General features: G+C 62.0%; 16 protein-coding genes. 6 read left to right on the forward strand and 10 right to left on the reverse strand.

The features are described 5' to 3' along the window. Positions 1-58 precede the first annotated feature (58 nt). From R0125_RS00815 to rpe, 7 genes are all read right to left on the reverse strand, one after another. On the reverse strand, positions 59-1,441 hold the full coding sequence (locus tag R0125_RS00815) for an MATE family efflux transporter (RefSeq protein WP_317236803.1): 1,383 nt from the start codon (positions 1,439-1,441) through the stop codon (positions 59-61). Between the two features lie 10 nt (positions 1,442-1,451). Further along, a complete protein-coding gene (gene trpC, locus R0125_RS00820) occupies positions 1,452-2,264 on the reverse strand; it encodes an indole-3-glycerol phosphate synthase TrpC (RefSeq protein ID WP_317236804.1) in 813 nt (270 codons plus the stop codon). A gap of 79 nt (positions 2,265-2,343) precedes the next feature. After that, positions 2,344-3,372 carry an anthranilate phosphoribosyltransferase gene (gene trpD / locus R0125_RS00825; RefSeq protein ID WP_317236805.1) on the reverse strand — a complete coding sequence of 343 codons (1,029 nt, stop codon included), beginning with the start codon at positions 3,370-3,372 and terminating at the stop codon, positions 2,344-2,346. 11 nt (positions 3,373-3,383) lie between these two features. After that, positions 3,384-3,965: an aminodeoxychorismate/anthranilate synthase component II gene (locus R0125_RS00830; RefSeq protein ID WP_248181562.1), complete on the reverse strand. Its 582-nt coding sequence runs from the start codon at positions 3,963-3,965 to the stop codon at positions 3,384-3,386. Positions 3,966-3,981: 16 nt separating this feature from the next. Further along, on the reverse strand, positions 3,982-5,469 hold the full coding sequence (trpE, locus tag R0125_RS00835; protein ID WP_248181561.1) for an anthranilate synthase component I: 1,488 nt from the start codon (positions 5,467-5,469) through the stop codon (positions 3,982-3,984). A 233-nt stretch (positions 5,470-5,702) separates the two neighbouring features. Continuing rightward, positions 5,703-6,392, reverse strand: coding sequence for a phosphoglycolate phosphatase (locus tag R0125_RS00840; protein ID WP_248181560.1), 690 nt, complete (start codon positions 6,390-6,392; stop codon positions 5,703-5,705). Further along, a complete protein-coding gene (gene rpe / locus R0125_RS00845; RefSeq protein WP_248181559.1) occupies positions 6,389-7,075 on the reverse strand; it encodes a ribulose-phosphate 3-epimerase in 687 nt (228 codons plus the stop codon). Before rpe ends, R0125_RS00840 begins: the two co-directional genes overlap by 4 nt. 166 nt (positions 7,076-7,241) lie before the next feature. Between rpe and R0125_RS00850 the strand changes: the two genes are divergently transcribed. After that, positions 7,242-8,168: a DUF3530 family protein gene (locus R0125_RS00850; RefSeq protein ID WP_317236806.1), complete on the forward strand. Its 927-nt coding sequence runs from the start codon at positions 7,242-7,244 to the stop codon at positions 8,166-8,168. Positions 8,169-8,185: 17 nt separating this feature from the next. Here R0125_RS00850 and R0125_RS00855 read toward each other — a convergent pair whose 3' ends face one another. Genes R0125_RS00855 through R0125_RS00865 form a run of 3 tightly spaced genes read right to left on the reverse strand, consistent with a single transcriptional unit; the run spans position 8,186 to position 10,648 of the window. Continuing rightward, complete coding sequence (locus R0125_RS00855) at positions 8,186-8,938, reverse strand: DnaJ domain-containing protein (protein WP_248181557.1); 753 nt, start codon at positions 8,936-8,938, stop codon at positions 8,186-8,188. Between the two features lie 4 nt (positions 8,939-8,942). After that, the gene (gene murU, locus R0125_RS00860; RefSeq protein ID WP_317236807.1) at positions 8,943-9,623 is read right to left on the reverse strand and encodes an N-acetylmuramate alpha-1-phosphate uridylyltransferase MurU; all 681 of its coding nucleotides are present in this window, start codon (positions 9,621-9,623) and stop codon (positions 8,943-8,945) included. Further along, a complete protein-coding gene (locus R0125_RS00865; protein ID WP_317236808.1) occupies positions 9,620-10,648 on the reverse strand; it encodes an aminoglycoside phosphotransferase family protein in 1,029 nt (342 codons plus the stop codon). Before R0125_RS00865 ends, murU begins: the two co-directional genes overlap by 4 nt. 385 nt (positions 10,649-11,033) lie before the next feature. On the opposite strand from R0125_RS00865, the gene R0125_RS00870 reads away from it, so the two are divergent. Genes R0125_RS00870 through R0125_RS00890 form a run of 5 tightly spaced genes read left to right on the forward strand, consistent with a single transcriptional unit; the run spans position 11,034 to position 17,315 of the window. Next, the gene (locus R0125_RS00870; RefSeq protein WP_317237939.1) at positions 11,034-13,316 is read left to right on the forward strand and encodes an LPS-assembly protein LptD; all 2,283 of its coding nucleotides are present in this window, start codon (positions 11,034-11,036) and stop codon (positions 13,314-13,316) included. Positions 13,317-13,368: 52 nt separating this feature from the next. Then, positions 13,369-14,703, forward strand: coding sequence for a peptidylprolyl isomerase (locus R0125_RS00875; RefSeq protein WP_317236809.1), 1,335 nt, complete (start codon positions 13,369-13,371; stop codon positions 14,701-14,703). Further along, positions 14,700-15,695, forward strand: a complete 996-nt coding sequence (gene pdxA / locus R0125_RS00880) for a 4-hydroxythreonine-4-phosphate dehydrogenase PdxA (RefSeq protein WP_317236810.1) — start codon at positions 14,700-14,702, stop codon at positions 15,693-15,695. Before R0125_RS00875 ends, pdxA begins: the two co-directional genes overlap by 4 nt. Continuing rightward, on the forward strand, positions 15,692-16,522 hold the full coding sequence (rsmA, locus tag R0125_RS00885) for a 16S rRNA (adenine(1518)-N(6)/adenine(1519)-N(6))-dimethyltransferase RsmA (protein WP_317236811.1): 831 nt from the start codon (positions 15,692-15,694) through the stop codon (positions 16,520-16,522). The genes pdxA and rsmA overlap by 4 nt, the downstream gene beginning before the upstream one ends. Beyond that, the gene (locus tag R0125_RS00890; RefSeq protein ID WP_248181552.1) at positions 16,515-17,315 is read left to right on the forward strand and encodes a symmetrical bis(5'-nucleosyl)-tetraphosphatase; all 801 of its coding nucleotides are present in this window, start codon (positions 16,515-16,517) and stop codon (positions 17,313-17,315) included. Before rsmA ends, R0125_RS00890 begins: the two co-directional genes overlap by 8 nt. The last annotated feature ends 7 nt before the right edge of the window (positions 17,316-17,322 follow it).

The raw sequence follows: 17,322 nt of genomic DNA on the forward strand, positions 1-17,322 counted from the left end.
GATGGTTTGGGGTAAAACTAAATGAGAATTATCCGCATTAAAATCGGTTTTACAAATTTTACATTTGAACGGCCGGTTGTGCCCGGGTGATCAACCGATCGGGACGGAAACGCAGGAACAGCGTCAGGGCAAGTCCGAAGGTCAGCCATTCGGCTATGGGTAATGCCGCCAGCAGCGGCCAGTGGGGGGCGAACTGATGGATCAGTACCAGCAGCAGGGCCGGCAGTATCAGACTGCGGGACAGCGCGACCATCGCGGAGGGCAGGGGCTGGTGCATGGCGGTCAGGTAGACCGACAGCAACACGTTCAGCCCGTTGATCAGAAACAGCGGCCAGAGGATGGTCAGGAAGCGGTCCGCCAGCTGCGCCGTGGCGACGTCCTCCGTGGTGTCGAGAAACAGGCGGATCAGCCCGGAACCCTGCAGCCAGACCAACAGCACCAGGGTAACCCCCAGCCCGAGGATCACCGTGGCGCCGCAGGCCATGAACTGGCGGATGCGCTCGGCGTTACCCGCCCCCAGATTGTGGCTGACCAGCACGTGCATGGCGTCGGAAATGCCGTAAAACACCATCAGGCTCAGAAAAATCAGGTAATTGACCACGGTGAAGGCGGCCACACCGGTCACCCCCTGGCTGGACATCAGTAGCCAGTTGATCAGCAGCATCACCAGCCCCACCGACAACTCGTTGATCCACTCTGATACACCGTTGGTGAAGGCGCTCACCACTTCTTGCCATTGCCGCTGGCGCAACCGGAACTGCAACTGGCGCCGGGGCTTGAACGCGTACACCAGCAGTACCCCAAGTTGCAGCAGCTGGGCGAGGCCAGTGGCGACCGCGGCGCCCTGAAGGCCGTAGTCCAGATAACCGACCAGCAGGGCATCGAGCAGGATGTTGGCGCCGGCCCCGAGCACCAGGGCGGTGGTGGCGAGCGCCGGCAGGCCATCCACACGGATGAAGTAATACAGCACCATCGCCACCAGCTGCACCACCATGACCCAGATAATCACCAGGAAATACTCGGACATCAGCGGATAGAGCTCCGGTGAGGCACCGAGCAGGCGATACAGCGACTCGTGGAACACCACGCACAGCCCGGTGGCCGCCAGCGCCAGGGTAAAGGTGGCGATCAGGCACTTGCTGAAGACCGCCGACGCCGCCTCGGGTTTGCCCTCACCCAGGTATTTGCCCGCCCGCACCGTGCCACCGATGGCCAACGCCAGGGCCACCCCGAAGAGGAAGGTGAAGTAGGGAATCAGCAGATTCAACGCCGCCAGGGCATCGGCACCGGCAAAGTTGCCGATAAAAATGCCGTCGACAATATTGGCGGTGGTCAGCGCCAGCAACCCCGCCACCGAGGGCAGGGCATAATGGAAAAACACCGGCCAGTGGGGGCCGGTGAGTATCGGATTGGGGGACTCCTTGCCGTCCGTTACATCCATGGGAGTCTCGTCAGCCGAACAGTTCCTGCAATTTCTCACCGGGGTCGGGCGCCCGCATGAACGACTCGCCCACCAGGAAGCCGAAAATGCCCCGATCGGTCATGGCCTCCACGTCGCTTCGGGTCATGATGCCGCTCTCGGTAATCGTCAGGCGGTCCGCCGCAATCCGCTGGTGCAGATCGAAGGTGGTGTCCAGCGATACATCGAAGGTGTGCAGGTTACGGTTGTTGATGCCCACCAGCGGGGTCTTCAGCGTAAGCGCATCGTCCAGTTCCTCGCCATCGTGGACCTCTACCAACACGTCCAGGCCGATCTCGTGGGCAATGCCCTCCAGTTCCTGCATCTGGTTCCGCGTCAGGCAGGCGGCGATCAGCAGGATGCAGTCGGCACCGAGGGCCCGACTTTCGTAGACCTGATAGGGCGCCACCATGAAGTCCTTGCGGATCACGGGCAGGCTGCAGGCGTTGCGGGCCGCAACGAGGTAATCTTCGTGGCCCTGGAAAAAGTCCCTGTCAGTGAGCACTGACAGGCAGGCTGCGCCGCCTTGTTCGTAGCTTTCGGCAATCACTGCCGGCTCGAACGGATCCCGCAGGATGCCTTTGCTGGGCGAAGCTTTCTTGATTTCGGCGATGACCGCCGGCGTTTTCGCCTCAATACGCGTGCGCAAGGCGTCAGCGAAACCCCTGGCTGGCGGCTGATCTCCAGCCATGGCTTTCTGGTCTGAGACTGAAACCTGAGGCTTCCGCTCGTCGATCTCTTCCCACTTCCGGCCAACGATTTTCCGCAGAATGGTGGGGGTTTTATCCAGGTGTCTGTCGCTCATTTTCGGCCTAATGAAATCGGTGGTTTGGGCCGGTGGCAAGGCCCTTCAAGCTTTGGTATTGCCGTCGGTTAAGAGAAACTCAAAAGCATTGGGAAAAGTCAGCAAGTTCAGACATTTTGCCCGCTGCGAGGCCCGAGCCCATGGCATCCAGTGCCATTTCAACTCCAGCGGCCGGGTTTTTTGCCAGGCCCGCAACGTAAATGGCAGCGCCTGCATTCAGCGCAATTAAATCCCGTGCTTTTTCGGCCATTTCATCATGACCCCGCCCGAAGGCCGCTTTGATCAGCCTCAAGGAATCCGCGGCGGTATCCACAGTGAGTCCGACCAGTGACTGGCTCTTGATGCCGACGTCTTCCGGCGTAAGGTCGTATTCAGTCACTTCGCCGTTCTTCAGTTCCGCCACATGAGTTGCGCTGGCCAGGCTGATTTCGTCCAGGCCGTCTTTCGCGCACACCACCATGATGTGTTCCGCGCCGAGGCGATGCAGTACTTCCGCCATCGGCCGGCACAGTTCGGCGTTGAAGACGCCAACCAGCTGGCGCTTCACACCCGCCGGGTTGGTCATGGGGCCGAGAATGTTGAAAATCGTGCGACAGCCCAGTTCCTTGCGGGGGCCGATGGCGTGTTTCATGGCGCTGTGGTGAGCCGGTGCAAACATGAAGCCGACACCGATCTGTTCCACGCAGCGGGCCACCTCTTCCGGGGTCATCTGCAGGTTAATACCGAGGTTCTCCAGCAGATCGGCGCTGCCGCTTTTCGAAGAGACTGCGCGGTTGCCGTGTTTCGCCACAAAACCTCCAGCCGCGGCCACTACAAACGATGCAGCTGTAGACACGTTAAACAGATTAGCGCCGTCGCCGCCGGTACCGACGATGTCCACCAGCGGCTCGGCATTCACGGTGACCCCGGTGGCCAGCTCGCGCATGACCTCGGTGGCACCGGTGATTTCATCGATGGTTTCGCTCTTCAGGCGTAATCCCATGAGAAACGCGCCGATCTGGGCGTCAGTGGCCTCGCCGTTCATGACGATGCGCATCACGTCCTTCATTTCCTCCCGGGTCAGATCCAGGTTGGAGGCAATGCGGTTGAGAGCTTCTTTCATGTCCATGTGTCGGCCTCTTATTGTGTTCTCAGAAAGTTGCGCAGCAGCTCGTGGCCCTGTTCCGTCATAATAGACTCCGGATGGAACTGCACACCCTCGATTGCCAGGGTTTTGTGGCGCACGCCCATGATTTCCTCGATAGAGCCGTCATCGTTGCGGGTCCAGGCCGTCACTTCCAGGCACTCGGGCAGGGTGGCCTTGTCGATCACCAGGCTGTGGTAACGGGTGGCCTGCAGCGGGTTGCTGAGGCCGCGGAACACGCCGCTGTCCTCGTGGAACACCGGCGATACCTTGCCATGCATCACCCGCCCGGCGCGGATGATGTCGCCGCCGTAAACCTGACCGATGGCCTGGTGGCCGAGACAGATGCCCAGAATCGGCAGTTTGCCGGCGAAGTGGCGGATGGCGTCCATGGAAATGCCGGCCTCATTGGGCGTACAGGGGCCGGGGGAAATCACCAGCCGTTCCGGCTTCAGGGCTTCGATCTCTGCAACGGTGATTTCATCGTTGCGGTAAACCTGCACATCCGCCCCCAGCTCTGCCAGATACTGCACCACGTTATAGGTGAAGGAATCGTAGTTATCGATCATCAGCAACATAATCTTATCCTCCGCCTCAGTGGTCGAAATCGTTGTAGGTCATGGCCACCGCACGGAAAATCGCACGGCCCTTGTTCATGGTTTCCTTCCACTCGAGGCGGGGCACGGAGTCGGCCACCACGCCGGCACCGGCCTGGATGTGCAGGGTGTTGTCCTTGATCACCGCGGTGCGGATGGCGATGGCGGTGTCCATGTTGCCGTTGAAGGACAGGTAGCCCACGGCCCCGCCGTAAACCCCCCGCTTGACCGGTTCCAGCTCGTCGATGATTTCCATGGCGCGAATCTTGGGCGCGCCGCTCAGAGTGCCGGCGGGCAGGGTAGCGCGCAGCACGTCCAGGCAGCTGGTGTTGTCTTTCAGCCGGCCCGTGACGTTGGAAACAATGTGCATCACGTGGGAGTAGCGCTCCACGATCATCTTGTCGGTCAGCTTGACGGTGCCGGTTTCCGATACCCGGCCGGCGTCGTTGCGGCCCAGGTCGATCAGCATCAGGTGCTCGGCAATCTCTTTCGGGTCAGCCAGCAGTTCCGCTTCCAGTGCCTTGTCCTCGGCATCGGTGGCGCCGCGCTTGCGAGTGCCGGCGATGGGTCGCACGGTGACTTCCTCGTCTTCCACCCGCGCCAGGATTTCCGGAGACGAGCCAACGATGTGGAAGTCTTCCAGGTTCAGGAAGTACATGTACGGTGAGGGGTTCAGCACTCGCAGCGAGCGGTACAGGTTCAGTGGCGGTGCCTCGAACGGGATCGACATGCGCTGTGAGATGACGGTCTGCATCACGTCACCGTCGAGCACGTAGCCCTTGATCTTGTCCACCGCAGCTTCGAACTTGTCCTGGCTGAAGCCGGAAATGAAGTCGCTCTCGTCTACGGTTGTGCCGCGCAGGTGGTCCGGCGTGCGGGGGGCGTCGGCGGTTTGCCGGTGCAGGCGATTCTCGAGTTCATCAATGCGGGCCTGGGCCTGCTCAAAGGCGCCCTCCACGGCGGGATCCGCATGCACAATCAGATGCAGCTTGCCCCGCAGGTTGTCGAACACCACGATCTCGTTGGACACCATCAACAGAATGTCCGGAGTGCCGATGCGGTCCGGCGGGCAGCTCTTGCGCAGGCGCTTCTCGATGTAGCGTACGGTGTCGTAACCGAAGTAACCCACCAGGCCGCCGTTGAAGCGGGGCAACTCGTCCAGATCGGGGGCGTGAAAGCGATTCTGGTAGGCTTCCACAAAGGCCAGCGGGTCGTCCACTTCCTCGGCCTCTACCACCTCACCGCCGCGGCTGATCTCCACGTGGTGATCAAACACTTTCAGCACTTCGTGGCTGGGCAGGCCGATGATGGAATAACGGCCCCATTTTTCTCCACCCTGCACGGATTCGAACAGATAGGAGTAGGGCCCACTGGCCAGCTTGAGATAGGTGCTCAAGGGTGTGTCCAGGTCGGCCAGCACTTCGCGGTACACGGGGATGCGGTTAAAGCCGGCGCTGGCGAGCTCGGAGAATTGCTCGGGTGTCATGGTACGGTTTCCTGAAATCTGATCTGCGTTGTGGACGAAAGCCGTGGGCTCTCATCAGGTGCTGCGGTCTCGACAGACGCGGGTCCGTCAGCCGCCGGGCATTCTCAGCCGGCGCGCCATCGCCACCATCGTGTTGCGCGGGTCGTCAGGATGCCTCGCGCTGCCATCAGATTCAGTCCCTGCACGGCAGGAATCCCCCGTAAAGAAAGGCTCAATGTCAGTTCCTTGTGAGATTACAAAAGCTCGGCCAGCGAATCAACAACCGCGTCGGCGCCGAGGGTATCCACGGCGGGGCCGTAGTTGTAGCCGTAACGAACCGCCACGCAGGGTATGCCGGCGGCCAGGGCCGCGTTTATGTCGGCCGCCGAATCGCCCACCATCACCGTGGTGCCGCGGGTTCCGCCCAGCGATTCCATGGCATGAAGCAGGGGCGTCGGGTCCGGCTTCTTTACCGGCAGGGTGTCACCGCCGACACACAACTCGAACCAGTGCGCCAGCCCCAGCTGTTCCAGCAGCGGCGCCACGAACTGTGCCGGCTTGTTGGTCACAATACCCAGCCGGCAACCCTGATTCTTCAGATGCGTAAGGCAGGCCTCGACACCGGCGTAGACCACCGAGTGCTGTCCGTTAAGTGAGCCGTAGGCGTGATAGAAGATCGCCAGGGCGTCCTTGAACAGGGCGTCGTCTTTCGGTCGCGCCGGTTCCCAGTCCACCTGCCCGGCCAGCGCCCGGCGCACCAGAACACTGGCGCCATTGCCGACCCACTGCCTTACCCGGTCAATCCCGGCCGGGGAGCGGCCCAGGTGCTCCAGCATCTGGTCGATCGCTGCCGCCAGATCCGGTGCGCTGTCCACCAGGGTGCCATCAAGATCGAACAAGGCAACGCCGGGCCAGCGCGCACTGAACAGGCCCGCCAGACTCATTGGCTGATGACCTTGCGGGCCTGTTCCAGCTCGTCGCGCATGGCGTCGATGGTGGCCTTGTAATCGTCGGTGTTGAAGATGGCGGAGCCGGCCACGAAGGTGTCGGCGCCGGCTTCGGCGATCTCGCGAATGTTGTCGGTTTTGACGCCGCCGTCGATTTCCAGGCGGATGTTGTAGTTGCTGGCGTCAATGCGCTTGCGCGCTTCCCGCAGCTTATCGAGGGTGCCGGGAATGAATTTCTGGCCGCCGAAGCCCGGGTTCACCGACATCAGCAGCACCATGTCGAGTTTGTCCATGACATGGTCCATGTAATGCAGTGGCGTGGCCGGATTGAACACCAGGCCGGCCTGGCAACCACCTTCACGAATCAGTTGCAGCGAGCGGTCGATGTGATTGGACGCTTCCGGGTGAAAGGTGATGTAGCTGGCACCGGCGTCGATGAACATGCGGATCAGGTCGTCCACCGGTGAAACCATCAGGTGCACGTCGATGGGCGCGGTGACGCCGTGCTTGCGCAGCGCTTCACACACCATGGGTCCAATGGTGAGGTTGGGCACGTAGTGGTTGTCCATGACATCAAAATGTACAACATCGGCGCCGGCAGCCAGCACGTTATCGACTTCCTCGCCCAGGCGGGCAAAGTCGGCGGACAGGATGGATGGTGCGATCAGGTACGGGTTCATGACGGCTCTCTCTGGTGAACTCTGTAATGCGTGCTCTGGTGCATTCTCGGATACAGTGTCAGATACGTTGAAGATGGTGTGCCGGGCGGCGTGGGCTGCGCAAATCCGGTAGGCTGCAAGTCTAACAGTTTGGCGATGGTTTTTCGCATTGAAAGAGTAAGAGCCTGTGAGCAATTGGTGTAGCAAGAGGTTAGGGATTCTGGTGTGGATGATGGTGGCCTGGGGCGTTGCAGGCGCTGTGCTGGCGCAGGACGAGAACGCCGGGGAAGCGCCGCCGCCTGAGCGGCAGCGCGTCATGATCTCGTCCGGTCTGGGCTCGGCGGTGATTGCCGCCCAGCGTCCGGATGATGCGGTCTGGCTGGATCTGGAGGGCGATGATACAGCGCTGGCGCTGTTCGAGCCCGAGCAGCGTCTGCCGGTCGAGGGCGCTCTGTTGATGCTGGCGGATGAAGGGCATTCGGCGGCCTCTGAGCTGCTCGCAGGGCTGGGCAAGCGGCTCTCCTCACGCGGCTGGGCTGGTATGACGCTGGGTCTGGAGGCACCGCCCTACGAACTTCAGCAGGCCTGGAACGAGGCCAACGCTGACCCGGCCGAGGCCTCGGCCGTGCAGGATGCCGGTGAAGATGCGGAGTCCGTGATGATCGATGTGATGGATGAAGGCGAGCGGGAGGATCTGGAGAGCGATTACCGGAAGCGGGTGCAGGCAATGCTGGCGGCGGCGTCTGCGAACCTGAGGAAACGTGGCTACGATCGCGTGGTGCTGGTCAGTGTCGGTGCCGCGGCGATCCATCTGGCGCGCTATGCCCGCGAAGGCAATGCTGGCGAGCAGGTGTGGGTGACGCCGCGGTTCTATCCCCGAGATGAGCCAGGGCTGATCGAACTGCTGGCCGGGGCGGACTCCCTGGCGCTGCTACATCTGTACAGTGCTCGTGAGGACGCCGCAGGCACAACTGCCCGCGCGTGGGCGGTCCAGCTGAAGAAGGCCGGGATGAGTGACTATCGGGCACAGCCGGTTGCGGTCCCGTCACCGGCCGGGGCCCGCGACGCGGATGCCCTGGCCGGACGCATCCGGTCATGGCTAACCTCAGAGTAAGCTTGCCCGGGGCGGCCTCAGTTGTGGTGGCGCTTGATCAGTTCCCACGCCTGCTGGTAACGCAGCAGACGGTCCTTGGCGCGGGCACGCTCCGCGGCGTTGAGGGTTTGCTGCGCCAGCTTGTCCGGATGGGATTCCGACACTTTTTTGCGGTAAGCCCGCTTGATTGCATCAAAGGACTCGCGCCGGGTTACCCCGAGCAGCTGGCAGGCCTGCTCGTAACTGCTGGGTGGCGGCCGGCTTTCCGGCTGAGTGATCCACACCTTGGAGGCATAGCTTTCCAGTATGTCGTCACTGACACGGATAGGCAGTCCGATCTGGTCAATGGCGTCCTCGCAGCGATAGCGCCGGGGCTTTGCGGGCCGACCCTGGAGCTGGGCGGCATGGCACAGGCAGATGGCGACTCGCAGGGCCGGTGACGGCCACAGGTAGTGGGTCAGCTTCAGGCCCAGGGCCTTCAGGGTCGGCATGTTCTCCGCATTCTTGCCCTTCTGGAACCAGTGGATGGCCTTGCGGCGCTGGCGCATCGACAGTTTGAGGGTTTTCATCATGGCTTCGGCAAACCCGATGTCGGCCTCGGTCACCCGGCCTTCCGATTTGGCAATGTAACCCAGGAAGAAGAACAGGCTGCGGCGGCACCAGTGGGGTAGGCTGGTGCGCAGAATCAGTTCGTTGGCCTGGTGGCCGCAGGCGCTCAGTTCCTGCAGCAGGTCCGAAAATTCAGCCTCGATGCGGGCCGGCAATGTGGTGTCGCGGGTGTTGGTTGCCATCGGTTCAGCCCCGGCCTCCGCGCAACCACTGGTCCAGTTGCTGCAACCTTTCCGGTGTGCCTATGTCCATCCAGTGTCCGCGGTGTGCGATGCCTCTGACCCGGTGGCGGGCCATGGCTGCGCGCAGGATAGGGGCCAGTTTACCGTGGCCGGGCGCGTGGCCTTCGAACAGCCGGCGGTGCAGCAGGCTGATGCCACTGAAGGTCAGTTTGTTCGGGCCTTCGGCGGCGACCAGGCCGTCGTCGCCGAGGTGGAAGTCGCCCGCTGGGTTGTGATCGGGGTTGCTGGTCAGCACCAGCAGCGCGTCGGACGCCTCCGGCGGTGCCAGTTCGGCCAGATCGAGATCGCACCAGATGTCACCGTTGATGACCAGAAACCAGTCGTCCTGAGCGTCCGTTAACAGGGGCAGGGCCTTGAGAATGCCGCCGGCGGTCTCCAGTGGCGTGCCTTCCCGGGAATATTCGATGTGCAGGCCATAGTCCGTGCCATCCCCGAGGGCTCGTTCGATCTGCTCGCCGAGCCAGGCATGATTGATGACCACATGAGTCACGCCGGCCTGCCGCAAGCGCTCCAGGTGGTGGACAACCAGGGGCTTGCCACCGGCCTCCAGCAAGGGTTTCGGCGTGGTGAGTGTGAGCGGGCGCATGCGCTCACCTTTGCCGGCGGCCAGAATCATCGCTTTCAAGGGGCGTCGCCCCGGGTTGCCGGCCCGATCAGCCGCTCGATTTCCGGCATCACCGTGTCTGACAACCATTCGTACAGGTGCCGCAGCGCACCCTGCCGGCCACTGGCCTCAATCAGGTAGCGCACCGTGCGTGGTATGTCCGCCAGATAGCCGTCTTTACCGTCGCGCAGGGACAGTCGTGCAAAGATTCCCGCGGCTTTCAGGTGGCGCTGCATCCCCATCAGTTCAAACCATTGGCGGAACGTGTCGGGGTCGGCGTTGTGCAGGCCGGCTTCGGCGCTGAGCTGCCGGTAATGCTCGACCCACCGGCTGACGTCGGCGTCTGGCCAGCGGACATAACAGTCCTTCAGCAGCGAGACCAGGTCGTAGGTCACCGGGCCACGCACTGCATCCTGGAAATCGATCACGCCGGGACGCTCTGTGGTGTCGCGGACCAGCAGGTTGCGGGAATGGTAATCCCGATGCACGGTGACTTCCGGTTGTGCCAGGGCGCTCTCGCGCAGATACGCGAACGCGGTGTCCAGCATGGCCTGCTCGCCGTTGGACAGCGTCAGCCCCAGTTTTTTGGTCAACAGCCAGTCCGGAAACAGAGCCATTTCCCGGTCCAGCAAGGCGGTGTCGTAGGGCGGTAACGGGTAGTCCGGTGTTTCATTGACCTGTTGGATGCGCAACAGCTCCGTCAGAGCGCCGCGGTAGAGCGTCTCTGCGGACCGGGGCGACAGTTCGCCCAGCATCAGGCGATCACCGAAATCCTCGAGCAGCAAAAAACCCTGCGTCAGGTCATCGCCTATCACCTCCGGCACAGCCACGCCCTGGCGGTGCCAGTGTCGGGCGATGGCGACGAAGGGGCGGCAGTCCTCATGGGCGGGCGGGGCGTCCATCACGATAAAGGGCGTGTGCTCCGCGTTCGTGACCCGGAAATAACGTCGGAAGCTGGCGTCACCGGAGACCGCTGCGGGTTCGGCCTGTTCAAGACCGGGAAACTGTCGGACCCACTGGGTCAGTGTCTGCAGGCGGGTATCCATGGAACGGCTGGCTATCCTGAGCGAATGAATGTTGCGTGTGGGCTGATAGACCAGAAAGTTAGCAGATCCCCATGGAGAGGGTAAATCGGTTTCGCAGCAAACTGGGGTTTCCGTTCACAAGGTACCGAGTTTCCGTTAACAAGGTAGAAGGTGCCGTGTAAACTAGGCCGCTGTTCAATTCTCTGAACCCGAAAGTCATTGCCACAGGAACCCGATCACCGTGCCAGCGCCAGTAAGGAACCTGCAGTCACCGGCTAACCGGTTGTGGTGCCCACGGAGACGGTCCCGGGTGCCCGGGTGGCGGACGGGTGTCGTGCTCACTCTGTCTTTGTCATGGTGGCCCGCGTCTGTTGTGGTCGCGCAAGACGCGCCCACCGCCGCCGAGATGGACTGGCGGCCACGCTCGGAATTGCCGGAGTCGGTACGCAACACCTTGCCGGCGTTCTGCGACGGTGGTTATCTGCCATCGGAGATGTCCATGCCGGTGGTGGATGGAGGCAGCCGTGGTGGCCTGTTCGGTGGCACGCCGGACGCGGATCAGCCTCTGGAAGCCAGCGGCCTGAGCGCCCGCTATGAGCTGGATTCGGAACTTTTCCTGCAGGGTGACGTGCGGATGCGCCAGGGCCGGTTCACCGTAACCGGTTCCGAGGCGCGCTACGATCAGGTGGGCGGCAGGGTGGCGGTTGACGGGCCACTGGTCAGTCGGGGCGAGGCCTTTCTGTTGACCGGTGAGCAGGCGGATTACGACGTGAACAGCGGGCGATTCGACATCAACACCGCCACCTTCCTGCTTCATGATGCGGAAATGCGTGGCTCTGCCGGCCGGCTGTCGCGGATTGCCGAGGATCAGGTGCTGATCAGTGAGGGGTCACTTACCACCTGTGCGCCGGGTCAGAACGACTGGTCCATCGTGGCGTCGGACATTCATCTGGATCAGGGCGAGGGCTTTGGCACCGCCAGGCACGTCCGATTGCAGGTCAAGGACGTACCGGTGTTCTACTGGCCCTACGCCAGCTTTCCCATTGACGATCGCCGCAAGACCGGGTTTCTCTATCCCTCTTTCGGCACCTCCAATGCCGGCAGTGGCGCGTTTCTCTCGCTGCCGTATTATCTGAATCTGGCGCCCCACTACGACGCCACTCTGACGCCCCAGTACATTCACGGTCGCGGATTGTTTAACGAGGCGGAAGGCCGCTATCTGAGCCGTTGGGGCGAGTCGGTATTGCAGCTCGGTTACATCAGTAACGACCTGGAGTACCAGAACGAATTCCCCGGGGAAGACGGTGAGCGCTGGGCGCTGGACTTCACCACCCGTGCAGGGTTCGGTGGTGGCTGGTCGGCCTACGGTGATTATTCGGTGGTCAGCGATGACGATTACCTCAGTGATCTGAACCAGACGCTGGAAATCGATCGGGCCACCCATTTGCAGCGTCGCGGCGGCACCCGTTATCAGGATTCGTCCCAGTACTTCGAGGCCTATCTGAACGGCTACCAGACCATCACCGACCGCATCGCGGAACGTAATCGTCCCTACGCCCAGTTACCGGAGGTCATCTATGGCATGACCACCGATCTGGGGCCGGTGGAGGCCAATCTGGAAAGCCAGTACACCTATTTCTATCGTGATAATGCCGAGCTGACCGGACTTGACCGTGCCAACGGTCAGCGCTTGCGGGCTATCCCGGAAGTGGCGCTGCCGATGCGCGCGCTGTGGGGCTTTGCCCGCCCGTCGGTCAGCCTGGATTACACCCGCTACGAACTTGAGGACTATGACCTGGGCAGCGCCGGGTTTGATCGCTCGGTGCCGGTGTTCGAGTGGGATTCCGGATTGTATTTCGACCGTCAGGCAACGCTGTTCGACATCCCCTATAACCAGACACTGGAACCGCGACTCTACTACGCCTGGGCCGATGCCGACGCTGACCAGGAAGACATTCCGGATTTCGATTCAGCGCTGCGGTCGTTCAGCTTTGATCAGCTGTTCCGCCGTAACCGCTTCACCGGTGGTGACCGGGTCGGCGATGCCAATCAGCTGACGGTGGCCCTGACGAGCCGGTTCAACGATCTGCTCACCGGTGCCGAGCGCGCGCGCTTCAGCATTGGCCAGGTCCACTACTACGATGACCGCGAGGTAACCCTGATGGGGGTGGGCGCCGACGATCGCAGCGACTCGCCGCTGGCCGGTGAGGTGCTGTTGCGACCTCTGGAAAATCTTGAAATCCGCAGTTCCGGGCTGTGGGACCCGGACACCCAGCAAACCGAGGAAGGCCGCAGTCAGCTGATCTTCCACTCCGAGAATTACCGCTACCTGGCCACGCTCGGCCACACCTATAGCCGTAATGAACTGGAACAGTCGGATATCGGGGCAGTTTTTCCTGTCACAGACCGTGTTAGTCTGATCGGACGCTGGGTATGGGATTCACAGCTGGATCGTACCGTCGGCTCCCTGGCCGGCATCGAATACAATAACTGTTGCTGGAGCGTTCAGGTGGTTCATCAGAACGCCCTGACCGACGATCAGGAACTCGAAAGCCGTGTGCTGTTCCAGATCCAGCTCAAGGGGCTGGGTGGCAGTGGCGGCTCTTCGGACCGGATTTCCGAAGCCATATACGGATTTGATGAGCGGGAACGCCGCCGTTTTGGTGGCGCGACGAGCGGCTATGACTGAGCCGGTGCTGCCGGTGTTCCGCAGAACGAATGTTGATCTATCAGAGGTGACTATGAAGGCGAACCTTCGCCAGTGTGCAAGAACATTCCTGGTCCTGATGGCCGCGATGATGGCCTCGATGGTGCAGGCCGAACGCCAGCCGCTGGACCGGGTGGTGGCCATTGTGGATGACGACGTTATTCTGCAGACCGAGCTGGAGAACCGGATTGGCAGCATTGTGGGCCGGCTTCAGTCCCAGGGCACCGGTCTGCCGCCCCGGGAGATTCTGGAAGAGCGCGTGCTAGAGCAGCTGATTACCGAGTCGATCCAGCTGCAGATGGCCGATCGCGCAGGCATGCGCATCAGCGACAACGAGCTGAATGAGACCATGGCAGGCATTGCCCGGCGAAACAATCTGAGCCTCGAGCAATTTGAGAAAGAGTTGGTGGCCGAGGGCGTCAGTTACCGCGAGGCTCGCGAGCAGATCCGTAACGAGATGCTGGCCAGCCGGGTGCAGCAGCGTCAGGTCGGAAACCGCGTGCGGGTCACTGACCGCGAAGTTGAGAATTACCTGCAGGCGTTGGCGTCCCGGGAACCGAGCAATGAGGAATATCGGTTGTCCTACATCTACGTCGAAGTGGCCAACCCCAGTGACGACGCCTCGGTTGCCGCTGCCCGGGAAAAAGCCGAGCGCCTGCGCGCCGAGATTGCGGCGGGCCGGGATTTCCGCGAGGTGGCGGTTGCCGAGTCCGATGCCGCCAATGCCCTTGAAGGGGGCGATATGGGATGGCGTAGTCGCAGTCAGCTGCCGTCGTTGCTGGAATCGGTGGTGCCCGACCTGGAGCCCGGTGTGCCGTCCGAGGTTTTGGGCAACAACAGCGGCTTTCACCTGGTGATGGTGCAGGACCGTCGCGGCGGCGACGGTGAACAGGTTATTGAGCAATCCCGGGTTCGCCACATCCTCATCCGCGCGACCGAAACCGTGTCGGATGCCGACGCTGAAGCCACCATTCGTGATCTGACTGCAGAAATTCGTGACGGCGGTAATTTTGCCGCCATTGCAAAAGAATACTCGGACGATCCGGTCTCGGGCTCCGATGGTGGCAACCTCGGCTGGGTCAGCCCGGGTCAGATGGTGCCGGAATTTGAGCAGGCCATGCAGGAAGCCCGCGTGGGCGAGTTGAAAGGCCCCTTCCGCTCCCAGTTCGGCTGGCACATTCTGGAAGTGCAGGAGCGCCGCCAGAAAGACATCAGCGGCGAGGTCCGGGAATCCGAGGCGCGCCAGGCCATCTACCGCCGCAAGTTCGACACCGAGCTGCAGAACTGGTTGCGTGAGATCCGCGCCGAGGCCTTTGTGGAATTCAAGGGTGAATACGCGGACAACAACGAGGACGCCGGAACATCATGACCGATACGGTCACCCTGGCCCTGACGGCCGGTGAGCCTGCGGGCATCGGCCCCGAACTGTGCCTGCAGCTGGCGCTGGAGGCGCGAACAACCGGTATTGTGGTGGTAGCCAGTCAGGCCCTGTTGGCAGCCCGCTCCCGGCAGCTGGGCATGGATGTGATGTTCATGCCGTGGCAGCCCGGAGAACAGGCAGTCACGGCGCCCGGGCAGCTGTCGGTTTACAACGTGGACGGTGTGGTGAACACCGTTGCCGGGCAACTCGATGCCGGTAACAGCCCGTATGTGCTCGACACTCTGCGCATTGCCGCACAGGGCTGCCTCGACGGGCTTTTTGACGGCATGGTCACTGCCCCGGTGCACAAGGGCGTGATCAACGACGCCGGCATTGCCTTCAGCGGCCACACCGAATTTCTTCAGGCGTTGTGTGGTGTCGAGCGTGTGGTGATGATGCTGGCCACCGAGGAACTGCGGGTGGCGCTGGTGACCACTCACCTTCCGCTGAAGGACGTGTCCGCCGCCATCACGCCCCAGCGGCTGATGCAGGTCGCCCGCATTCTCAACCAGGATCTGCAGACCTACTTCGGACTCGCGAATCCGCGCATTCTGGTGGCGGGCCTCAACCCTCACGCGGGTGAAGGCGGGCATCTGGGTCGGGAAGAGCTGGAGGTGATCGAGCCGGCACTGGACGTTCTCCGGAGCGAGGGCATCACCCTGACCGGCCCACTGCCAGCAGACACCCTGTTTACGCCTCACTGGCTGGACAACGCCGATGCTGTGCTCGCCATGTACCACGATCAGGGCTTGCCGGTGCTGAAATTCCAGGGTTTCGGTCGCGCCGTGAACGTTACCCTCGGGCTGCCGATTGTGCGTACTTCGGTGGACCATGGTACGGCCCTGGATCTCGCCGGCACCGGTAAGGCGGACGCTGGCAGCCTGCATACCGCCATTCGGGTGGGTGAGCAGATGGCCCGACACAAGAGAGAGTCAGAGTGAGCAACAAACCCGGCCACCAGGCCAGAAAACGCTTCGGTCAGAATTTCCTCCAGGACCCCGGCGTGATCGAGCGCATTGTGCGTGCGATCCATCCGAAAGCCGACGACACCATCGTCGAAATTGGTCCGGGCCTTGGCGCCATCACCGAAGAAATTCTCGCGGTCAACCCGGCCCTGCAGGTGGTGGAACTGGACCGTGACCTCATTCCGGTGCTGCGCACCAAATTCTTCAACTACCCGGAATTCCGCATCCACGAGGCGGACGCGCTGAAGTTTGATTTCCGCCAACTGGTGTCGGACAAACCGCTGCGCATTATCGGTAACTTGCCCTACAACATTTCCACGCCCCTGATTTTCCACCTGCTGAGCCAGGCCGGGGTGGTGCAGGACATGCATTTCATGTTGCAGAAAGAAGTGGTGCAGCGCATGGGCGCGGTGCCGGGTGACAACAACTACGGTCGCCTGGGTATCATGACCCAGTACTTCTGCAAGGTTCAGCCGTTGTTCGAGGTGGGTCCGGGCGCGTTCCGGCCGGCACCGAAAGTGGATTCCGCCATTGTCCGGCTGGTGCCCCACCAGACCCTGCCGCACCCGGCAAAGGACCTCGAGACCTTGCAGGCGGTGGTACGCACAGCGTTCAACGCCCGCCGCAAAACCCTGCGCAAGGCCCTGGCCGGGCTGGTCACCGTGGAACAGTTGCAGCACCTGGGTATCAATGACGGTCTGCGTCCGGAGAACCTGTCACTGGCGGATTACGTGGCAATCGCCGACAGCCTGGTGGATCGCAAGTCCAGCAGCGCTGCGGCCAGCGGAGATGACCATGGCTGAGTACGCCATCGGCGATATTCAGGGCTGCTACGACCGCCTGCGGGAGGTACTCGCCAGAGTGGATTTCTCGCCCTCCCGGGATCGACTCTGGGTGGCGGGCGATCTGATCAACCGTGGGCCATCGTCCCTGGAAACGCTGCGCTATATCGAGAGCCTTGGCAGTTCGGCCGAGGTGGTGCTCGGCAACCACGACCTGCACCTGCTGGCAGTCGCGCTGGGCGGACACCAGACCCGCCGGAAGGATACCCTCGAGGGTATACTCGACGCCCCGGATCATGACCGGCTGGTGGCCTGGCTGCGTCAGCAGAAGCTCTGTGTCTATGACCCCGGTCGTCGCCTGCTGATGGCCCATGCCGGGCTGCCTCACGTGTGGAGCGTCGAGCAGGCACTGGCCAATGCCGGCGAGGTGGAGGCGGTCATTGCCGATGACCGGGCACAGGAATACTTTACACACATGTACGGCAACCAGCCGGAGCGTTGGGCGCCTGGGCTCACCGGTATGGAGCGCTGGCGGGTGATCACCAATTACTTTACCCGCATGCGTTTTATCGCCGAGGATGGCCGCCTGGAACTGACCACCAAGGAGTCGGCCGACAGCGCACCCGCCGGCTTTGCCCCCTGGTTTGAATACCCTCGCAGCGATGACGTTCGTGTGATCTTCGGGCACTGGGCGTCATTGGAGGGCAACACCGGCAGTGACCGTTTTATCGGGCTGGATACCGGCTGTGTCTGGGGTGGGGCGTTGACAATGATGAATCTCGACAGCGGAGAAAAGATCCACTGTGACTGTTAATAACGTA

It is taken from the genome of Marinobacter sp. M-5, from assembly GCF_032911545.1.
Lineage (GTDB): Bacteria > Pseudomonadota > Gammaproteobacteria > Pseudomonadales > Oleiphilaceae > Marinobacter > Marinobacter goseongensis.

Excerpts from the sequence above, each read along its gene's own strand:
- R0125_RS00815 (WP_317236803.1), bottom strand. The coding sequence starts at position 1,441 with ATGGATGTAACGGACGGCAAGGAGTCCCCCAATCCGATACTCACCGGC.
- R0125_RS00875 (WP_317236809.1), top strand. The coding sequence starts at position 13,369 with ATGAAGGCGAACCTTCGCCAGTGTGCAAGAACATTCCTGGTCCTGATG.
- trpD (WP_317236805.1), bottom strand. The coding sequence starts at position 3,372 with ATGGACATGAAAGAAGCTCTCAACCGCATTGCCTCCAACCTGGATCTG.
- R0125_RS00830 (WP_248181562.1), bottom strand. The coding sequence starts at position 3,965 with ATGTTGCTGATGATCGATAACTACGATTCCTTCACCTATAACGTGGTG.
- pdxA (WP_317236810.1), top strand. The coding sequence starts at position 14,700 with ATGACCGATACGGTCACCCTGGCCCTGACGGCCGGTGAGCCTGCGGGC.
- R0125_RS00870 (WP_317237939.1), top strand. The coding sequence starts at position 11,034 with ATGGACTGGCGGCCACGCTCGGAATTGCCGGAGTCGGTACGCAACACC.
- R0125_RS00855 (WP_248181557.1), bottom strand. The coding sequence starts at position 8,938 with ATGGCAACCAACACCCGCGACACCACATTGCCGGCCCGCATCGAGGCT.
- rpe (WP_248181559.1), bottom strand. The coding sequence starts at position 7,075 with ATGAACCCGTACCTGATCGCACCATCCATCCTGTCCGCCGACTTTGCC.
- trpE (WP_248181561.1), bottom strand. The coding sequence starts at position 5,469 with ATGACACCCGAGCAATTCTCCGAGCTCGCCAGCGCCGGCTTTAACCGC.
- R0125_RS00840 (WP_248181560.1), bottom strand. The coding sequence starts at position 6,392 with ATGAGTCTGGCGGGCCTGTTCAGTGCGCGCTGGCCCGGCGTTGCCTTG.
- R0125_RS00890 (WP_248181552.1), top strand. The coding sequence starts at position 16,515 with ATGGCTGAGTACGCCATCGGCGATATTCAGGGCTGCTACGACCGCCTG.
- R0125_RS00865 (WP_317236808.1), bottom strand. The coding sequence starts at position 10,648 with ATGGATACCCGCCTGCAGACACTGACCCAGTGGGTCCGACAGTTTCCC.
- trpC (WP_317236804.1), bottom strand. The coding sequence starts at position 2,264 with ATGAGCGACAGACACCTGGATAAAACCCCCACCATTCTGCGGAAAATC.